This window comes from Buchnera aphidicola (Artemisaphis artemisicola), from assembly GCF_005082365.1.
Taxonomy (GTDB): Bacteria; Pseudomonadota; Gammaproteobacteria; order Enterobacterales; family Enterobacteriaceae; genus Buchnera; species Buchnera aphidicola_AR.
Genome location: NZ_CP034900.1, coordinates 80,578 through 99,971 on the forward strand (window position 1 = coordinate 80,578; position 19,394 = coordinate 99,971).

A 19,394-nucleotide genomic window follows, 5' to 3' on the forward strand; every position below is an offset into this window, starting at 1 on the left:
GAGTATTTGATAAATTATCTTCTAATAACTTTTGCCTGAGAGGTATATAAATGGCGGAAAGTAGTAATTTTCATAATAAAATTAAAAAAATATATCAAAGGGAAAAAGAAATATATAATTTTTTAAAAGAAGATCAAATTCAAATGTTAGAAGATATCAATTTTAATTTTATTGAAAAATTCATAATAGATTTTTCTAATTTTATTAAAAATAGTGTAGAATTAGTGTCTTTTAACATTCAAGTAAGATCCTATAATTTTAATAAAGATAGTATACAAAACTTTAAATATTATAATACAATAGATATTTCTCCTTATAAAAATCAATCTTTTATAGTTTTTTCTTGTAATTTTTTATCTGTTATAATAGATATTTTGTTTGGAGGTCAAGGTTGTTCAAAAAATAATTTTCATAAAAAAATTGATATAACTTCTACTGAAGTTATTATCAATAATAAAATTAATGAAATTATAATAAATATTTTGTCTCATGTTTATAAAAAACATTTTTCTTCTGAAGTAAAATTTACTAATACCAAAATAATTAACCATTTGAAAGATTCAAATTTTGATTCTAATAAAATATTTTTAATTAACTATTTTAAGTTTAATATTAATCATGTACGAGTTTCTTTTAGAATTTTAATGCCATTCCTAATATTTAAAAAAATTAATAATAAAAAAATTTCTTTAAATATAAATAAAACACGACAAATAACTTTAAATGATATACGTAATGTTACATTAAATATAATTTTTAAAATTAATAAAATTTCTATATCTTGTGAGAAATTTTATAGTTTATCAGTTGGAGATATTTTGTCTATACAAAATCCTAACAACATTACAGGATATATAAATAATGTTCCTATATTGACTGGTAAATATAGAAGATTTCACGAGCAATCTATTTTTTTTATAGAAGAATTTATTGATTCTCATTTAGAATGTAATATCAATAAGGATGAATCTCATGAATAATATAGAATCAAATTTTGAAAAAATAATACCGAATAATCAAGATACTGATGAAAATTTATTTTCCAAAAAAAGCGAAAATAAAAATAATTTTAAAAATACTCAAAAAATTGTCGATAATAAAAAAATTATATTAGATACCATTGTTGATTTAAGTGTAGAATTAGGAAGATCAAAAATAAAAATTAAAGATTTTCTTAGTCTTTCAAAAGGAAGTATGTTAATTTTAGATAAATTAATAAAAGAACCTTTAGATATTTTTATTAATGGTCATTTAATTGCATCTGGTGAAATTGTAGTTTTAGAAGAAAAATATGGACTTCGCATTACGCGTATTAAAAATTCTTTAGAAACTATTAACATTTCATCTTGAATTGAAAATTATGAAAAATAATGAATTTTTTCTATCAATATCAAATAATTTTCAGACTATATTCAATAATGAAAAATTTTTTCAAATAGTCATTTCATTATCTCAAATAATATTATTAATATTTATTTTTATATGGATTTTAAAAAAAATTTCTGCTTTTAAAATTAATAATACGACATCTTGTATGAAAATTATAGATAAATTATCTGTTGGATCAAATGAATCAGTTATTCTTATAGAAGTAGAAAAAGTAAAATTAGTATTAGGCGTTACTACAAAAAATATTACTTGCTTACATATATTACCATCTATTTTAAAAAATAAACCAATAAGTAAAATAGACAATAATTTATTCAAAAAAAATTTTTTTAAAAATTTTTTTAAAATATTCTGGAAAAAAAAAATGTTTTATCGAATTATTCCATTTTTATTTCTATTATTCTTTTGTCCAACAGTTCGTGCCGAATTGCCTGGTATAACAAGTCATATTTTAGATGATGGAGGACAAACTTGGTCCGTACCGGTACAAACACTAGTTTTTTTAACATCATTAACTTTTCTTCCTGCATTTCTTTTAATGATGACTAGTTTTACAAGAATTGTTATTGTTTTTGGTTTACTAAGGAATGCATTAGGAACACCATATGCACCTTCAAATCAAATATTGCTAGGATTAGCTTTATTTTTAACTTTTTTTATTATGTCTCCAACATTTGATAAAATTTATAAAGATGCTTATATACCATTTAGTGAAGAAAAAATAAACATGGAAGACGCTATTATAAAAGGTTCATTACCTTTAAAAAAATTCATGATTAATCAAACACGTATAACTGATTTAGAATTATTTTCAAAATTAGCACATGTTTCGTTTTATCAAAATAAAAATGAAATACCTATGAGAATTTTATTACCATCTTTTATCACTAGTGAATTAAAAACTGCTTTTCAAATTGGATTTACAATTTTTATACCTTTTTTAATTATTGATTTGGTTGTAGCTAGTGTATTAATGGCTCTCGGGATGATGATGGTGCCACCTTCAACCATTTCTTTGCCTTTTAAATTAATGTTATTTGTATTAGTAGATGGATGGCAACTATTGATTGCTTCATTAGCACAAAGTTTTAATACATAATTTCTTTATTAATATTTTTGTATTATAAAAAATTTTAAATTAATTTTAAAAATGGAAATGTTTATTTATGACATCTGAATATATAATGCAATTGTTTCATGATGCTATGAAAATTACATTAATGCTTGCATCACCATTGTTATTGGCAATTTTATTTAGTGGTTTAATTATTAGTATTTTACAAGCTGCTACACAAATTAATGAACAAACTTTATCTTTTATTCCTAAAATTATTTCTATTTTAGGCGTTATTGCAATATTTGGACCTTGGATGTTGAATATTATGCTAGATTATATGCGTAATTTATTTAACAACATACCATTGATTATTAAATAATGTTAACGTTTAATACTGTTCAGTTGATAACGTTAATTAGCAGTTTTTTTTGGCCTATGGTACGAATTTTATCTTTTTTTTCTATTGCTCCAATTTTTAATTATAAATTAATAAATAAAAAAAATAAAATAATTTTATCTTGCGTGATAAGTTTTTTAATATTTCCTTTTTTACCGGAAACCCATACTCCTCTATTTTCTTTTTTTGGACTATTGTTATTATTTCAACAAATATTAATTGGTATTGTTTTAGGTTTTATTGCACAATTTTTATTTATTACAGTAAATTTTGCTGGAGAAGTTATAGGTTTGCAAATGGGTTTATCATTTGCAGCCTTTTTTAATAATAATAACTATATTGGCACTTCTATAATATCGCGTTTACTAAACATTTTAACTTTATTGTTTTTTCTTGTTTTTAACGCTCATCTTTATTTAATATCTATGCTAATAGATAGTTTTTATACAATGCCCATTGATACTTATTTTTTGAACATCAATGTTTTCTTTATTTTATTACAGTTTTCTAGCACCATTTTTTTAAATGGTCTTTTATTAATTTTACCAATAATGATAATTTTATTAGTGATCAGTTTTACGATGAGTTTATTAAATCGTTTATCTCCTCAAATATCTATTTTTTCAATTGGGTTTCCATTAAATTTATTGACAGGTATTTTAGTATTATATTTTTTAATATCTTCTATGTTTCCTTTTTTTGAAAAAATGTTACATGAATCAATATTTTTTATATCTGATCTTTTTATACAGATATAGTTTTTTGTTAAATAAAATTTATGTTATAATTTTATTATATAATCGTTCTGTTTACATTTTTAATATAATTGTTAAATTATCTTAAATAAAGTATAATTTTAAAAAAATTATACTTTAATTTTTTAAGAAATAGAATAAAAAAATTTCACATTATAATTTTTTTTATTTTATCTTTCCTTCATGATATAAAACATGTTTTCGAACGATAGGATCATATTTTTTAAACTTTAGTTTATCTGGGGTATTTCTTTTATTTTTAGTCGTAGTATAATAGTGACCAGTACCAGCAGACGAAATCATTTTTATTTTTTCTCGAGTTTTTTTAGCCATTCAATAACCTTTATTTTTTAATATTTATGTTTTTTATAATAATTTCAATTCCTTTTTTATCAATACAACGCATTCCATTGGCTGAAACACGTAACTTAATAAATCTTTTTTCGTCAGCAAGCCAAAATCTATGATATTTAATATTCGTTAAAAAATTTCTTTTAGTTGCATTCATAGCATGAGAACGATTATTACCAATCATTCTTTTTTTTCCAGTAACTTGACATATACGAGACATAATTTTACTCTTTTAAATTATATTAAATATAAAAAATATTTTAACATATTATAAATAACTATAATAGTTGTTTAATTTTTCTAGATTTAACTATATATTTTAAGATAGTAAAAATTTTGTTATTTATAATTTTTAGAAACATATGTAATTTAGATAAACAAATATTAATCAGGGTAATTTTATGAGTACATATCAGAGATATTTATCTAAATCTTTGATTTTTTTTTCTATTTTATTTGTTATTTTTTTATTATTTATCGAAAGTAATATAGGATTTAAATGGATTTTTAATTGTACTAGTCGTTTTTTTATAGGATTAAATGCAGAAGAAATATCAGGAAATTGGCGAAATTTTACTTTAAAAAATATTAAATATAATATTGATGGAATTTCTATTAAAGCAAATAGTATCAATTTTGTTATTGATATAAAATCTTTATTCAAAAAATCTACAATTTTTAAAGAAGTTAAAGTTCAAAACTTAATCATTTCTTTAAAAAAAAATAAATATAATTTTACTAATGTAAAAAGTTTATCTATTAATAATAAAAAAAATGATTTATTTATTAAATATCCTATAATTTTTAAGAAAATATATATAGATAATATGCTATTAGAAAGTTCTATAATAAATATGTCATTTTTAAATATTTTAAGTGGTATAGAATTAGTTGGTAATAATATTATTATATTCCCTACTTATATTGACGATATTGATGTATCTTCTTCAAAAACTAATACTCAAAAAAAATATGAATTTAAAAAATTTAATTTTATTAAAAATCTTAATAATTCCAAAAAAATATATAACATATTATATCATATTGCTAATAAACCCAAAATATTTATTTCATTAAATATTAATTTAAAATTTTTAAAATGCAACAAAATAAATTTCATAAATTATAAAGAAAAAAGTTTATTTGAAGTTCAATTAAAAGCAAATATAAAAAATAATATTTTAAAAATACAAAAAGCACAAATTAATTCTTCTTTTTTTAAAATGCAATATTATGGAAAAATTGTTTTTCATAAAGATTATTCTATTTCATGTATTATTAAAAATAAAATATTTATACCGACATTACATAATAAAATTATGAAATTTTTATTTCAAGTCAATTTAGATAAGAAATTTAAATTTAAATTAAAAACTTTTAATTTATATAAAGTAAATATTAATGGAATTATATTATTAGATAATTTAAATTATCCATTTTATATGCGATTAAAAATTTATGATTTAGTTTTTCCTATAAGAAAAGATTTTAATTTAAGTTTAAATAAAATTCAGGGCATTTTAAGAGGGAAAATAAACAATTATTCTTTATCTTTAAAAAACATTTTAAATATTCAAAGCATGCCTTCAATGTTTATTGGTATCTATGGAAAAGGTAATTTAAAAAATATTTTTTTAAAAAAAATTAAAATTTTTCCTATTAAAAAAATAGGAAATAGCACTAATATTAGTAATTCAAAAAAAAATAGTACATATAATCAATATATACTAAAATTAATAGGTAAAATTAATTTATTAGGTAAATTAGATAATAATATATATAACATATATGCTCCTAAAATACGTTTAAATAGTAATTTTATGAAAAAGAAGCTATCTATATTAGGTTCATTACATTATAAAAATTTTCATTTTTTAAAAATTCCTGGTTTACATTTGTTTGCAGGCAATAATGAATTATATATTCAAGGTTTATTAGCAGATAAATATGATATTTATTCATCTATAAATGCTAATAACTTAGATTATTTTGTACCAGATTTAAAAGGCAAAATAAAAGGAAAAGTAAAATCTTATAGTCAATATACACTTCCTGCTGTTACTGGTGAATTTTTTGGAAATGATATAAGTTGGAACGGCATATATTTGAATAGTATTAAAATATTTACCAAAATAAATTGCAAGAATACTTATTCTGGCAATGTTTCTATAAATACAAAAAATATCGATTTTTCTAATTTTCATATAAATTCTTTAAATATTCAAACTAAATGGAATTATTATCAGCAAAAATTTCATTTTTTATTAAAAAGTGATCATTTATATATAAATGTGATATTAAATGAAGTTATCAATAGTAAGACAGGGCATTGGTATAGTGAATTTAAAAAATTAAAAATTAAAACTATTTTTAGTAAAATATCTATTAAAAAAAGTTCTTTAATTTCTTATATTAATACTTATAATATTAATGATTTATATAAAAAAAATATAAATAACATAGATATGTTTTTGTTTACTTCATATGAAACAAAGAAACATTTATGTAATATGTTTAATAATTTTTCTACTAATTTTAAAAGTGAAGTATCTATTAATGCAAAATTAAAATGGATTTTAGGAAAAAAAATTTCTGATGGTAAAATATTTTTAACAGGAAAAAATATAAAATTAGAAAAAAATACAGAAGAAAAATTTTTTTTTGAAAATATTGATTATTTAAAACTTTCTATTAACATTATTAATAATACTTTAAGAAGTAAAATAGTTGGCAAAAAAAACAATACTTTATTAAAGTATAATAATATTATTGGATATTTAAATATTATAGATCTTTATAATAGAAAAAATATAGAAGGTAATTTTATTATTTCTAATTTTCCTATTTCTTTTTTAAATTTTTTTACTACAAATTTTAAACAAGTTAAAGGTAAATTGAATAGTAAAATAAAAATTTTTGGAACTGTATATCAGCCTGAAATATCGGCTGATGTTAGTTTTAAAGATATTTTTATTAAAAGTAATAATATACTAAAATATATGACTTTATTTTTTCCTTATTTTTTAGATAAAATAGATAGTATAAAAATTAACCAAGAAGTTATTATGAAAGAAGGAGAAATATTATTTAAATTACAATCAATCTTAAAAAATTCATCGGATCTAGAATGGAATCTATTGTTTAATAGCAAAAAAATAGAAATTGTGATTTTTCCTAAAATTAAATTAAAATTATCTTCTCAATTAAATTTGCACTATTTATTATCAAAATATAATTTAATTGGATATGTAAAATTTCCTTTTTTTTGCTTTAAAATTCACGAAAAAGACTTTATTTTTTAATTTTTTAAAATTTATATTCATCTAGAAAAATATTTTATATTTATTTTTTAGCACGATTATATGCAATCTCAATTTCTAATTTTGCATCTTCATAGTTACCCCATCCAATAATTTCTACCCATTTTTCTTTTTCTAATTTTTTATAATTTTGAAAAAAATAAGAAATTTGCTTTTTTAATAATTCTGATAAATCTGATATATCATTAATATTTTGATATTCTTGAGTAATTTTGCTATTAGGTACTGCTATTATTTTGGCATCATCTCCAGATTCATCACGCATTTTTAATATTCCGATAGGTTTGCAATGAATTACAGAATTTGATTGTATTGGATAATGAGAAGGTACTAAAACGTCTAATGGGTCACCGTCTAAAGATAAAGTTTGATTGATATATCCATAATTACAGGGATAAAACATAGGAGTAGGTATGAATCGATCAACAAAAAGCATTCCTGATTCTTTATCCATTTCATATTTTATAGGAGACGAGTTTGATGAGATTTCTATAATAACATATATATCATTAGGTATATTTTTGCCTGCAATAATTTTATTTATGTTCATTTTTATTCCTAAATATTATTTTTAATTAATTTTCTATTTTCACATCTTCAGTGAATAAGACTATATTTTTCAATAAATAGTAACATTGACTAGTAATTATATCTATACTTTAATAAATTAACTTATTTTAATTTTCAATATTTTTTAATATAATATTTATATAAAAAAAATATTTTTTGAGGATTTATAAATGCAATTGATTAAAGAGATAGAAAAAGAAGAATCATTGCTTTTAAATACAGTAAAAAAAACACTTCAACTTGCTTTAAATCAAACTACTTCTGTTGAAGTATATATTAAAAAAACAATAGGTATTAGTGTAAATGTAAGAAATAGCATTTTGGAAAATGCTGAATTTAATAGTGATGGTGCATTATACATTACTGTGTATAATAAATTTTCTAAAGGTACTGTTTCATCTAAAGATTTTAGTATTAATAGTATTAAAAAAATGCTAGAAATAGCTATGCATATTTCTAAATATTCTTCTTCTGATTTTTTTTCAGGATTACCAAATATAAAATTATTATGTTTTAATGCTAAAAATCTCGATTTGTTTTATCCATGCGAATTTGATATTAAAAAGGCAATTGAATTCTGTATTCTATCAGAGAAAGAAGCATTTAAATTTGATCAAAGAATTATTCATAGCGAAGGTAGTTGTTTTAATAGTCATCTTACTATTAATATTTTTGGAAATAGTTTAGGGATGTTAGAAAAATATAAATCTACTCGTTATTCAATGTATAATTGCATGATTGCTCAAGATCAATATTCAATGCAGAGAGATTTTGATTATTCTATTTCAAGAAAAATAGATGATTTAGAAGATGTAAAAATATTGGGTCAAAAAACTGCGAAACGTGTTATATCTAGACTAAATTCAAAAAAAATATCAACTATAAAATCTCCAATAATTTTTTCTTCAGAAATATCTCATAGTTTTTTTTCTCATCTTGTTAGTTCTATTAGTGGTGACAATGTTTATCAAAAATCTACATTTTTAATTGACAGTTTAGAAAAAAAAATTTTTCCTGATTGGTTGAATATTGAAGAACAGCCTCATTTACAAAAAGGTTTAGGCAGTAAACCATTTGACAATGAAGGTGTTTCTACAAATAATAAATTCATTATTCAAAATGGAATTTTAAAGACTTGGTTATTAAACACTTACAATGCTCGTAAATTAAATTTAGAAAGTACAGGTAATTGTGGTGGTATTCATAATTGGTTGGTGTCACATAATAATATATCCTTTAAAAAACTTTTAGAAAAAATGTATCAAGGTGTATTGATAATTGAATTAATGGGGCAAGGTGTAGATATTGTAAGTGGTAATTATTCACGTGGAGCAGTAGGTTTTTGGGTTGAAAAAGGAATGATTTCATATCCAGTTAATGAAATTACTATATCTGGAAATTTAAAAAATATGTGGCGGAATATTTTAAATATAAGTTCTGATATCGATAGAAGGAATGATATTCAATGCGGTTCAATTTTAGTATCTGAAATGCAAATTTCAGGAATTAGTTCTTAATTACTTAATATTATAATAGATTGATTAAAGGTAATATCTTTATTACCTTTATACAATAAAGTTTGAAATTTAACTTTATAGAAAGTTGACCTATAAGCCGGGTTCTGTGTGTTTTTAACAGTCATTCATCTAGATTAGTAATCACTTACTAATTCAAGCAGCCTACCCAGGTTTCTATAGTACGAGCAATACAAATTCCCTATATTTGGCTTTGCTCCGGGTGGAGTTTACCATGCCATAAATTGTTGCCAATTATGCGGTGTGCTCTTACCACACCTTTTCACCCTGGCCATATTTTTATTAAAATATTTTAACAAGAATAGGTGGTTTTTTTTCTGTGGCACTAGTCATAAGCTTACGCTTTCCAGATGTTATCTGGCACCCTGCTCTCTGGAGCCCGGACTTTCCTCTTTTTAATTTTTTAGAATTAAACAGCGACTGTTTGGTCAACTTCTAAAATAAATTATATATTGTTTAATTTTATTTGTCATGTTTATTTTTGATTGCGTATTGATATAAATTATTTTTATTAATATTATGTATTTTTGAAGTAACTAAGACTGATGTTTTTAATGAAATAAAATTTCTTAATGTTGTAAAAGTCTCTAATATTTTTTGAGATAAATGATCTTTTTTAAGATTTTTAAATCCATCTATAATAATAACCATTTCTCCTTTATAACGACATCTGTCTTCCTTTAACCATTCAAGCATTAATTTTGCCTTTTCTCCATGAATACATTCCCATTTTTTTGTAATTTCTCGAGCAATTACTATATATCTATTTTTATCTATTTGTTCTATTATGTCTTGTATACTTTCAATAATACGATATTTAGATTCATAAAAAATAATTGTTCGAGTTTCTTCTTTTAAAGACTTTAGCAAATTACATCTTAATTTTTTTTTAGAAGGCAAAAATCCTTCATAACAGAATCGATTATTCATTATTCCAGAAGCACTTAATGCTGTAATTGCAGCACAAGCTCCTGGTAATGGAATTACTTTTATATTAAAAAAATGACATTTCTTTATTAAAAAATTTCCAGGATCATTTATAATTGGAGTTCCTGCATTAGAAACTAAAGCAATATTTTTCCCTTTTTTTAATTCTTTAATTAAATTATCACTTTGTTTTGTTTCATTATCCTTATTCATTAAAAATAGACGATTTTTAATATTAAAATGTTTTAGCAAAATACTTGTATGTTTAATATTCTCAACAGCAATAATTTGTACATCTTTTAGAGTTTTTAATGCTCTATGTGTAATATCTGATAAGTTACCGATAGGAGTAGGTACAATATAAAGAATACCAAGATAAAATTTATTCATTTTTTTTCCATAAAATTTTTTATACTGTAATTATATATTATATTTTTTTGAGAAAAATATTTTATTTTTTATATTGTTTTGTATTAAAGTAATATATTTTATATAAATAATTGAATTATGTTAAATTCATTAATAATTCTAAGGAATATAAGTGAGACGAGTAGTTATAACAGGTTTTGGCATTATTTCTAGTATTGGTAATAGTAAGAAAGAAGTTTGTAATTCTTTATATAATGGTATTTCTGGCATCACATTTTCAGAAGAAATGCAACAGTTAGGCATGCGAAGTAGAATTTGGGGTAATATTAAATTAAAAAATACAAATCTTATGACAAAAAAAATGTCTCGATTTATGAACAATGCTTCAAAATATTCCTTTTTAGCAATGATAGAAGCTATTAAAGATTCTAAAATATGTAGTAGAGAGTATCAAAATAACTCTCGTGTAGGAATAATTGTTGGTTCAGGTTGTTCTTCAATTTTTTCTTTAAAAAATAATATTAATAATATTAAAAAAAATTTAATTAGTCCTTATACTGCAATTAAAACTATGCCATCTGGAATATCTGCTTGTTTATCTACTTTATTTAAAATTCATGGTATAAATTATTCTATAAGTTCAGCTTGCGCTACTTCAGCACATTGTATTGGTAGTGCATTTGAACTAATTCAATTTGGAAAACAAGATCTTATCTTTGCAGGTGGGGCTGAAGCAATAAGTGTAGAACTAGCTTCTCAATTTGATGCAATGCGAGTTCTTTCTACTAGATTTAATAATAATCCTATAAAAGCATCACGGGTATATGATGTTGATCGTGATGGCTTTGTTATTTCTGGTGGTGCAGGAATATTAGTTATTGAAGAATTAAATTATGCTTTATCTCGATCTGCTCATATTTATGCAGAAATCATTGGATATGCTGCAACTTCTGATGGATTAAACATGGTTTCTCCTTCAGGTTGTGGGGCAGTACGGTGCATGAATATAGCTAGAAGAAATAAAAGTTTATCTATTGATTATTTAAATGTGCATGGAACTTCTACTAAAACTGGAGATCTAACGGAATTAAAAGCAATTAAAAAAGTATTTTTAAAAGAAAAAAAACCAATGATTTCTGCAACAAAATCAATGACAGGTCATTCTTTAGGAGCTTCAGGAGTACATGAAATCATTTATACGTTATTAATGTTACAACATAATTTTATAGCTCCTTCGATTAATATTGAAAATTTAGAACCTTATGCAAAAAATATGAATATTATTCAAAAGACTATAAATATCAAATTTAATACAGCTATGTCTAATAGTTTTGGTTTTGGTGGTACAAATGCATGCTTAATAATTAAAAAATACTAATTTTTAACATAAAGATATTATTTTAAATATGTACATAAAAATTTAGTTTTTTAAACTTTTTTAATATAAATAATCATGTATTTTTTTATATATTTAAATGATTTTCAACAAAAAAATTATTTTAATATTTAAAATATTAATATGATCTTCTTTATTAAGAATAGTGAACTAATTTTATATTAAACATATATTTTGTATATAATTTACATTGTGTTTTTTAAAAAATAGAGCCTTTAAATATGAATCAATTAAATTTATTAAAACAATTTTCAATTGTTGTTGCAGATACTAGTGATATAGAATCGATTTGTAAATATAAACCACAAGATGCAACTACTAATCCATCTTTAATACTTCAAGCAGTAAGTTTGAATAAAAATAAAAGATTTATTGATCAAGCTGTGCAATATGCTAACAAAAAAGGAGGTTTATATAAAGATAAAATAGTTAATGCAAGTGATAAAATATTAGTAGACATAGGAGTAGAAATTTTAAAATATATACCTGGTTATATTTCTAGTGAAGTTGATGCACGATTATCTTTTAGTACAGAAAAATGCATTTTAAAAGCACAAAAAATAATCAAACTATATGAAGAACAAGGAATTCCTAGAAATAGAGTTTTAATTAAATTAGCATCTACATGGGAATGTATAAAAGCTTCAGAAGAACTTCAAAAAGATGATATTTTTTGTAATTTAACACTTTTATTTTCTTTTGCACAAGCACGTGCTTGCGCAGAATCAAATGTATTTTTAATATCTCCTTTTGTTGGTCGCATTTATGATTGGTATGTTTCTCAAAATTTATTATCTACATCTTCTTTTGAAAAAGATCCTGGTGTTTTATCTGTTTGTAAAATATATGATTATTATAAGAAATATAATTATAAAACTATAATAATGGGGGCGAGTTTTCGTAATATTAATCAAATATTACATTTGTCTGGATGTGATCGATTAACTATTTCTCCTAATTTATTGAAAGAATTAGAATCTAATACTAAAAAAATAAAAAGAAAACTTATCCCTCCTAATGTTCATTATATTCCTCCAATTGCGCTTTCTGAAGAAGAATTTCGATGGGAACACAACCAGGATGCTATGGCAGTTGAAAAGCTTTCAGAAGGTATAAGAAATTTTGGTAGAGATCAGTTATATTTAGAGCAAATTCTTGCTAAAAAAATATAAATTTTTAAAAATTTAAATAATATTGAATATTTTAAATACAAGGAAAACATATGTGTTCGCAAAAAGAATTAGCTGACGCAATTCGTATATTAAGCATTGATAGTGTAGAACGCGCGCAATCAGGACATCCTGGAATGCCTATGGGTATGGCTGATATTGCTGAAGTATTATGGAGAAATTTTTTAAAACATAATCCAAATAATCCTAACTGGCACGATCGTGATCGTTTTATATTATCTAATGGTCATGGTTCTATGCTATTGTATAGCTTATTGCATTTAACAGGATATGATTTATCAATAACAGATCTAAAAAATTTTAGAAAATTGAATTCAAAAACTCCAGGACATCCTGAAATAGGTGAAACTCCTGGTGTTGAAATAACAACCGGTCCATTAGGACAAGGATTGGCTAATGCTGTTGGAATGGCTATTGCAGAAAGAACTTTGAGTTCTTATTTTAATCGACCAGATCATGATATAGTTAATCATTACACTTGGGTATTTGTAGGTGATGGTTGTTTAATGGAAGGTATTTCTCATGAAGCATGCTCTTTAGCAGGAACTTTAAAACTAGGTAAATTGATTGTTTTATATGATAAAAACAATATTTCAATAGATGGAAATATATCGAATTGGTTTACAGATGATACAGAACAACGTTTTAAATCTTATAATTGGCATGTAGTAAATAATATAGATGGTCATAATCCAGATTCAATTAAAAAAGGAATTATAGAAGCACAATCAATAAAAGAACAACCTTCTCTCATTATTTGTAATACTATTATAGGATTTGGTTCTCCAAATAAATCAGGAACAGCAGAATCACATGGTTCTCCTTTAGGACAAAAAGAAATTGCTTTAATAAGAAAAACATTAAACTGGAAATATCCTCCTTTTGAAATACCTGATAAAATTTATAAAAAATGGAATTTTATAGAACAAGGTTGTTTGCTTGAAAGAAAATGGAATAAAATATTTTCTTCGTATCAGTTAAAATATCCTGATTTATTTAATGAATATTTAAGACGAGTAAATAAAAATTTACCTTTAAATTGGAATAATGAAACGCAGAATTATATTCATTTTTTACAAAATAATCAACAAAATATTGCCAGTCGTAAGGCTTCACAAAATACATTAGAAGAATTTTCTAAAATTTTACCTGAATTAATTGGAGGATCAGCTGATTTATCGCCTAGCAATCTAACCATGTGGTCTTCATGCAAGTCAATTTCAGAGAATTTATCTGGCAATTATATTCATTATGGAGTTCGAGAGTTTGGCATGACTGCTATTGCAAACGGCATATCTCATCATGGAGGTTTTATTCCTTATACTGCTACATTTTTAATGTTTGTAGAATATGCACGTAATGCAGTTCGTATGGCTGCATTGATGAATACTAAACATATTTTTATATATACTCATGATTCAATTGGTTTAGGAGAAGATGGTCCTACACATCAACCAATAGAACAGTTAGCTAATTTAAGAATGACTCCAAATATAGATGTTTGGAGGCCAAGTGATCAAGTAGAAACAGCAATAGCTTGGAAAAATGCCATTGAAAAAAAATCAGGACCTACAGCTTTGATTTTATCTCGTCAAAATCTTCCACAATTTCATAGAGATTCTAAACAATTATCTAATATTTCTTATGGAGCTTATATATTGTTTGATTCTAAAAAACCACTGGATATTATTTTTATATCAACTGGTTCAGAGTTAAATATAACTTTACTTGCTTCTAAAAAAATTGCTTCTTTAGGATATTCTGTACGTGTTGTTTCTATGCCTTCTACAAATGTTTTTGATAGACAAAATGATTCTTATAAAGAATTTGTCTTACCATCTTGTGTTGTTAAAAGAGTTGCAATTGAAGCAAGTATAAAAGATTTTTGGTATAAATATGTAGGTATTAATGGTTTAATTATTGGAATGAAAACATTTGGGAAATCTGCTCCAGCAAAAGATTTATTTAAAGAATTTAACTTTACTATAGAAAATATTGTGAATAAGTCAATAACTTTATTAAAATCTTAATTTTTTTATTTAAAAAATTTAAATTTATGGGGCACTTAAAGCCCCATTTTCTAAAAAACAGCATATTTATAATATATAAAAATATTGAATTAGGAAAAAATATGATTAATTCAATTACTAAATTAGCACAACAATTAATCTCAATTCCATCTATTAGTCCAAAAGATTTAGGTTGTCAAGATATTATAATACAACGTTTGCGCACTATAGGTTTCGAAATTATAAAAATTAATATTAAAAATACAAAAAATTTTTGGGCTGTTAAAGGTTCTGGGGAAACATTAACATTTTTAGGTCATACAGATGTAGTTTCACCAGGAAAAAAAGAAGATTGGAACACCAATCCTTTTGATCCAATTATTAAAGACGGATATTTATTTGGTAGAGGCGCTTCTGATATGAAAGGCGCTTTAGCTGCCATGGTTGTTGCAACTGAAAGGTTTATAAATAAATTTCCTAATCATAAAGGACGTTTATCTTTTTTAATTACTTCAGATGAAGAGTCCAATGCTCTTCATGGTACTATAAAAGTAGTAGAATATTTAATATCTAAAAATGATAAAATTGATTATTGTATAGTTGGAGAACCGTCTAGCACTAGTGTAGTTGGTGATGTTGTAAAAAATGGTAGAAGGGGTTCAATTACAGCTAATTTAATTATTCATGGAATACAAGGTCATATTGCATATCCTGATTTAGCAGACAATCCAATTCATAAAGGATTGCCTATAATTTTAGAAATATTATCTATTAAATTAGATAATGGAAATATTTTTTTTTCTCCTAGTAGTATTAACGTTGCAAATATTCATGCGGGAGATGGAACAAGTAATATTATTCCAGGTACTTTATTTGTTCAATTTAATATTCGATTTAGTACAGAAATTTCTGAAAAAGAAATTAAATCTAAAATTATCAAGATATTAGATGCAAAAAATATTAATTATAGTATAGAATGGATTTTTTCGGGAAAACCATTTCTTACAAAAAAAGGTTTGTTAATAGAAACAATAGTAGAATCTATTTTAAATTTTAATAAAAAAAAACCTATTTTATCTACTTCTGGAGGAACTTCTGATGGTCGATTTATTTCTTTAATGGGATCAGAAGTAGTTGAATTAGGATTAACGAACAATACTATTCATAAAGTAAATGAATGTGTAAAAATATCTGATTTAAAGTTATTAAGTAGTATTTATGAAGATATTTTAAAAAAAATATTAACATAATTTTTTTAAAATTTTTATATATAACACTATGATTTTTTATTTATTACAATCGATGATGCAGAATATCATAAAGATAATCTGCACCAAATGCTCTTTATAATTATTTAATTTTAAAAATTTTATTGAACAATTATTTATTTACATAGGAGGAAATATATTGTAATTTTTTTGTTTTAAATCTTTTTTTGTATAAGGAATACTGTATTCTTTGTTTTTATCAGGAAAACTAGTACCATTCGGAATGATTAATGTTTGCAATGAATTTTTTGAACAGTTAAAATCACAATCATTACTTTTAAAATCTTTTAATGTACATGATGTTATTAAAAATATATTTAAAATTTGAAGCGTTATAATTTTAAAGAATTTTTTATAGTTTTTACAAATTAGCATATTGAATAGCTTTTTCAAGTTGTAAACGTGTAGAATGTAAAATCGGAGTCATTGGTAAACGAAGCGTATCGCTTTTTATCAATCCTATTTTTTTAGCCAGCCATTTTACTGGAATAGGATTGGGTTCTATAAATAACGCTTCATGCAATAATGTTAAGCGTTTGTTTATAGATCTTGCCTTAGCAAAATCTCCTTTTAATGCGTATTCACAAATTTTTCTAATTTCTTTTGCTGCAACATTTGCAGTTACTGATATTACACCATGACCACCTAATTGTATAAAATCTAATGCGGTAATGTCATCTCCACTAATCAATAAAAAATCATTTTTTACTAATTGTTTAATTTTATTAATCCGTGATAAATCTCCTGTGGCTTCTTTAATGCCTATTATATTATTAAATTTAGATAACTTAGAAACTGTTTCTGGTAGTAAATCACATCCAGTACGACTAGGAACATTGTATAAAATTTGTGGTAGTTCTGTATTTTCTGAAATAGCTTTGAAATGTTGATATAATCCTTCTTGAGTAGGTTTATTGTAATATGGTGTAACGCTTAAGCATCCTGCAATTCCAGATTTTTCAAATCTTTTAGTTAAAGATATAGCTTCTGTTGTAGCATTAGCTCCTGTTCCTGCTATAATAGGAATTCGTTGATCTGCTAATTCTAAAGTAAGCATAACGACATTTATATGTTCTTCTTGACTAAGTGTTGCTGATTCTCCAGTAGTTCCAATAGAAACAATAGCTTTAGTTTTATTGATTACATGATAATCAATTAATTTTTTTAAACTAGTACGACAAATATGACCTTTTTCATCCATGGGTGTAATTAGCGCAACAATACTTCCTGTAAACATTATCTGTTCTCCTGCATAAAAAATATTTTATGGTATGTTTGATATAAATTAAAATCAAGTATATAGAAATCATAAGAATAATATTTTAAAAATATAATTTAATTTTAAATATGAATGTCATATAGATATCTTTCATTATAGTTTGTTAATTATGTCATGATAAAAAATATACTGTTATCAATATTAATTTCTTGCTTTTTTATTAAAATATTTTATATAAGTTTTTAAAACTCATGTTTAATAAACATTAAAAATGTTTTTTATGTAAAGAAAATATTTTTTTTGTACATATTATGATTAAAAATATTATTGAATAACAATATTTTTATTTAACTATATCAAGATTTATAACATATAGAACTAAGTTAGATTTTACGAAAATTAAATTTAAATATATTTGATATTAATTCAATAAAAAAAATTTTTATGAAATTAATTATTATATTTATTAAGCTGCTAAATGAATTTTATTTAGCAGCTTAAATTTTTTTAAATTATTAACTGCATTGTGCTCGAAATCTCAATATATGATCCATTAATACAATAGCTACCATTGCTTCAGTTATTGGTACAGCACGCAATCCTACACATGGATCATGTCGACCTTTGATGATAATTGGAACCGTTTTATTATCTTTATTAATTGTATTACCTGTTTTACGAATACTTGATGTAGGTTTAAATGCAACTTTTAGTATAATTTTTTCACCATTACTAATACCACCTAAAATTCCTCCAGAATGATTAGAAGAAAAACCTTTTTCTGTCATTTCATCACGATGTTCACTTCCTTTTTGATTGACTACTGAAAATCCATCTCCAATTTCTACTCCTTTAACAGCATTAATACTCATTAAAGCGTGTGCTAAATCAGCATCGAGACGATCAAACACAGGTTCTCCTAATCCTACGGGAACATTTTCAGCAAGAACAGTGATTTTAGCTCCAATAGAATCACCTGATTTTTTTAAATTTTTTATTAATGTTTCAAGTTTTAAAACTTTTTCGATATCAGAACAAAAAAAAGGATTTTTTTCTACTTCTTCCCAATTTTTAAACGAACATTTAATATTTCCCATGGCTGATAAATATGCACGTATAGTAATTCCATATTTGTTTTTTAAATATTTTTTTGCGATTGCTCCTGCAGCAACTCTCATAGTGGTTTCCCGAGCTGAAGATCTTCCTCCACCTCGATAATCTCTTATTCCATATTTTTTTTCATAAGTGTAATCAGCATGTCCTGGTCTAAATAAATTTTTTATATCATTGTAATCTTCTGAACGTTGATCAGCGTTATATATTATTAAACCAATACTTGTACCAGTGGTTATCCCTTCAAACACGCCAGATAAAATATGAATTTGATCTAGTTCAGAACGAGGTGTTGTATAACGTGAAGTTCCTGGTCTTCTACGATTTAAATCGTGTTGTAAATCTTCACAAGATAACTGAAGACCTGGTGGTGTTCCATCAATTATACATCCTAATGCTTTTCCATGAGATTCGCCAAAAGTAGTAACACAAAATATTTTTCCAATTGTATTTCCAGACATTTTATTCTTCTTTTAATATTATTAAATAATACAACTATACAGAATAAATAAAAAATGTTTTTTTTATT

At 23.6% G+C, this 19,394-nt stretch carries 18 protein-coding genes, 1 other RNA gene and 1 pseudogene; 12 read left to right on the forward strand and 8 right to left on the reverse strand.

Annotated elements, in window-relative coordinates:
* Positions 1-50 precede the first annotated feature (50 nt).
* The 6 genes and pseudogenes from D9V59_RS00375 (at position 51) to fliR (ending at position 3,601) form a co-directional block, all read left to right on the forward strand.
* Positions 51-980, forward strand: a complete 930-nt coding sequence (locus tag D9V59_RS00375; RefSeq protein ID WP_158364000.1) for a FliM/FliN family flagellar motor switch protein — start codon at positions 51-53, stop codon at positions 978-980.
* Positions 973-1,350, forward strand: coding sequence for a flagellar motor switch protein FliN (fliN, locus tag D9V59_RS00380; protein ID WP_222836973.1), 378 nt, complete (start codon positions 973-975; stop codon positions 1,348-1,350). The genes D9V59_RS00375 and fliN overlap by 8 nt, the downstream gene beginning before the upstream one ends.
* A gap of 10 nt (positions 1,351-1,360) precedes the next feature.
* Positions 1,361-1,720: pseudogene (gene fliO, locus D9V59_RS03135) on the forward strand (flagellar biosynthetic protein FliO); the annotation flags it as partial.
* A 33-nt stretch (positions 1,721-1,753) separates the two neighbouring features.
* Positions 1,754-2,488: a flagellar type III secretion system pore protein FliP gene (fliP, locus tag D9V59_RS00385; RefSeq protein ID WP_261979416.1), complete on the forward strand. Its 735-nt coding sequence runs from the start codon at positions 1,754-1,756 to the stop codon at positions 2,486-2,488.
* Between the two features lie 67 nt (positions 2,489-2,555).
* Entirely contained in the window at positions 2,556-2,825 is a 270-nt protein-coding gene (gene fliQ, locus D9V59_RS00390; RefSeq protein WP_158364006.1) for a flagellar biosynthesis protein FliQ, read from the forward strand.
* Positions 2,825-3,601, forward strand: coding sequence for a flagellar biosynthetic protein FliR (gene fliR, locus D9V59_RS00395; protein WP_158364008.1), 777 nt, complete (start codon positions 2,825-2,827; stop codon positions 3,599-3,601). Before fliQ ends, fliR begins: the two co-directional genes overlap by 1 nt.
* Before the next feature lie 162 nt (positions 3,602-3,763).
* Here the strand turns inward: fliR and rpmG are convergent, their stop codons facing one another.
* Together rpmG and rpmB are read right to left on the reverse strand one after the other, a co-directional pair.
* Entirely contained in the window at positions 3,764-3,931 is a 168-nt protein-coding gene (gene rpmG, locus D9V59_RS00400; protein ID WP_158364010.1) for a 50S ribosomal protein L33, read from the reverse strand.
* Positions 3,932-3,941: 10 nt separating this feature from the next.
* The gene (gene rpmB, locus D9V59_RS00405) at positions 3,942-4,169 is read right to left on the reverse strand and encodes a 50S ribosomal protein L28 (protein WP_158364012.1); all 228 of its coding nucleotides are present in this window, start codon (positions 4,167-4,169) and stop codon (positions 3,942-3,944) included.
* A 181-nt stretch (positions 4,170-4,350) separates the two neighbouring features.
* On the opposite strand from rpmB, the gene D9V59_RS00410 reads away from it, so the two are divergent.
* On the forward strand, positions 4,351-7,251 hold the full coding sequence (locus D9V59_RS00410) for a translocation/assembly module TamB (RefSeq protein ID WP_158364014.1): 2,901 nt from the start codon (positions 4,351-4,353) through the stop codon (positions 7,249-7,251).
* A 40-nt stretch (positions 7,252-7,291) separates the two neighbouring features.
* Here D9V59_RS00410 and ppa read toward each other — a convergent pair whose 3' ends face one another.
* Positions 7,292-7,819, reverse strand: a complete 528-nt coding sequence (gene ppa, locus D9V59_RS00415) for an inorganic diphosphatase (protein ID WP_158364016.1) — start codon at positions 7,817-7,819, stop codon at positions 7,292-7,294.
* 190 nt (positions 7,820-8,009) lie between these two features.
* Here ppa and pmbA point away from each other — a divergent pair, with 190 nt between their 5' ends.
* A complete protein-coding gene (gene pmbA, locus D9V59_RS00420) occupies positions 8,010-9,356 on the forward strand; it encodes a metalloprotease PmbA (RefSeq protein WP_158364018.1) in 1,347 nt (448 codons plus the stop codon).
* Positions 9,357-9,433: 77 nt separating this feature from the next.
* On the opposite strand, the gene rnpB is transcribed toward pmbA, so the two are convergent.
* An RNA gene (gene rnpB, locus D9V59_RS00425) (RNase P RNA component class A) lies at positions 9,434-9,810 on the reverse strand.
* 26 nt (positions 9,811-9,836) lie between these two features.
* Complete coding sequence (gene rsmI / locus D9V59_RS00430) at positions 9,837-10,691, reverse strand: 16S rRNA (cytidine(1402)-2'-O)-methyltransferase (protein ID WP_158364020.1); 855 nt, start codon at positions 10,689-10,691, stop codon at positions 9,837-9,839.
* A gap of 151 nt (positions 10,692-10,842) precedes the next feature.
* Here rsmI and D9V59_RS00435 point away from each other — a divergent pair, with 151 nt between their 5' ends.
* From D9V59_RS00435 to dapE, 4 genes are all read left to right on the forward strand, one after another.
* The gene (locus D9V59_RS00435) at positions 10,843-12,048 is read left to right on the forward strand and encodes a beta-ketoacyl synthase N-terminal-like domain-containing protein (RefSeq protein ID WP_158364022.1); all 1,206 of its coding nucleotides are present in this window, start codon (positions 10,843-10,845) and stop codon (positions 12,046-12,048) included.
* 239 nt (positions 12,049-12,287) lie between these two features.
* Positions 12,288-13,238 (forward strand): transaldolase, encoded by a 951-nt coding sequence (gene tal / locus D9V59_RS00440; protein ID WP_158364024.1) that lies wholly within the window; start codon positions 12,288-12,290, stop codon positions 13,236-13,238.
* Positions 13,239-13,288: 50 nt separating this feature from the next.
* A complete protein-coding gene (tkt, locus tag D9V59_RS00445; RefSeq protein WP_158364026.1) occupies positions 13,289-15,286 on the forward strand; it encodes a transketolase in 1,998 nt (665 codons plus the stop codon).
* Positions 15,287-15,387: 101 nt separating this feature from the next.
* A complete protein-coding gene (dapE, locus tag D9V59_RS00450; protein WP_158364028.1) occupies positions 15,388-16,515 on the forward strand; it encodes a succinyl-diaminopimelate desuccinylase in 1,128 nt (375 codons plus the stop codon).
* A 138-nt stretch (positions 16,516-16,653) separates the two neighbouring features.
* On the opposite strand, the gene D9V59_RS00455 is transcribed toward dapE, so the two are convergent.
* From D9V59_RS00455 to aroC, 3 genes are all read right to left on the reverse strand, one after another.
* Complete coding sequence (locus tag D9V59_RS00455) at positions 16,654-16,908, reverse strand: hypothetical protein (RefSeq protein WP_158364030.1); 255 nt, start codon at positions 16,906-16,908, stop codon at positions 16,654-16,656.
* Positions 16,895-17,770, reverse strand: coding sequence for a 4-hydroxy-tetrahydrodipicolinate synthase (gene dapA / locus D9V59_RS00460; protein WP_158364032.1), 876 nt, complete (start codon positions 17,768-17,770; stop codon positions 16,895-16,897). The genes D9V59_RS00455 and dapA overlap by 14 nt, the downstream gene beginning before the upstream one ends.
* A 497-nt stretch (positions 17,771-18,267) precedes the next feature.
* Positions 18,268-19,326 (reverse strand): chorismate synthase, encoded by a 1,059-nt coding sequence (gene aroC / locus D9V59_RS00465; protein ID WP_158364034.1) that lies wholly within the window; start codon positions 19,324-19,326, stop codon positions 18,268-18,270.
* Positions 19,327-19,394: the final 68 nt, after the last annotated feature.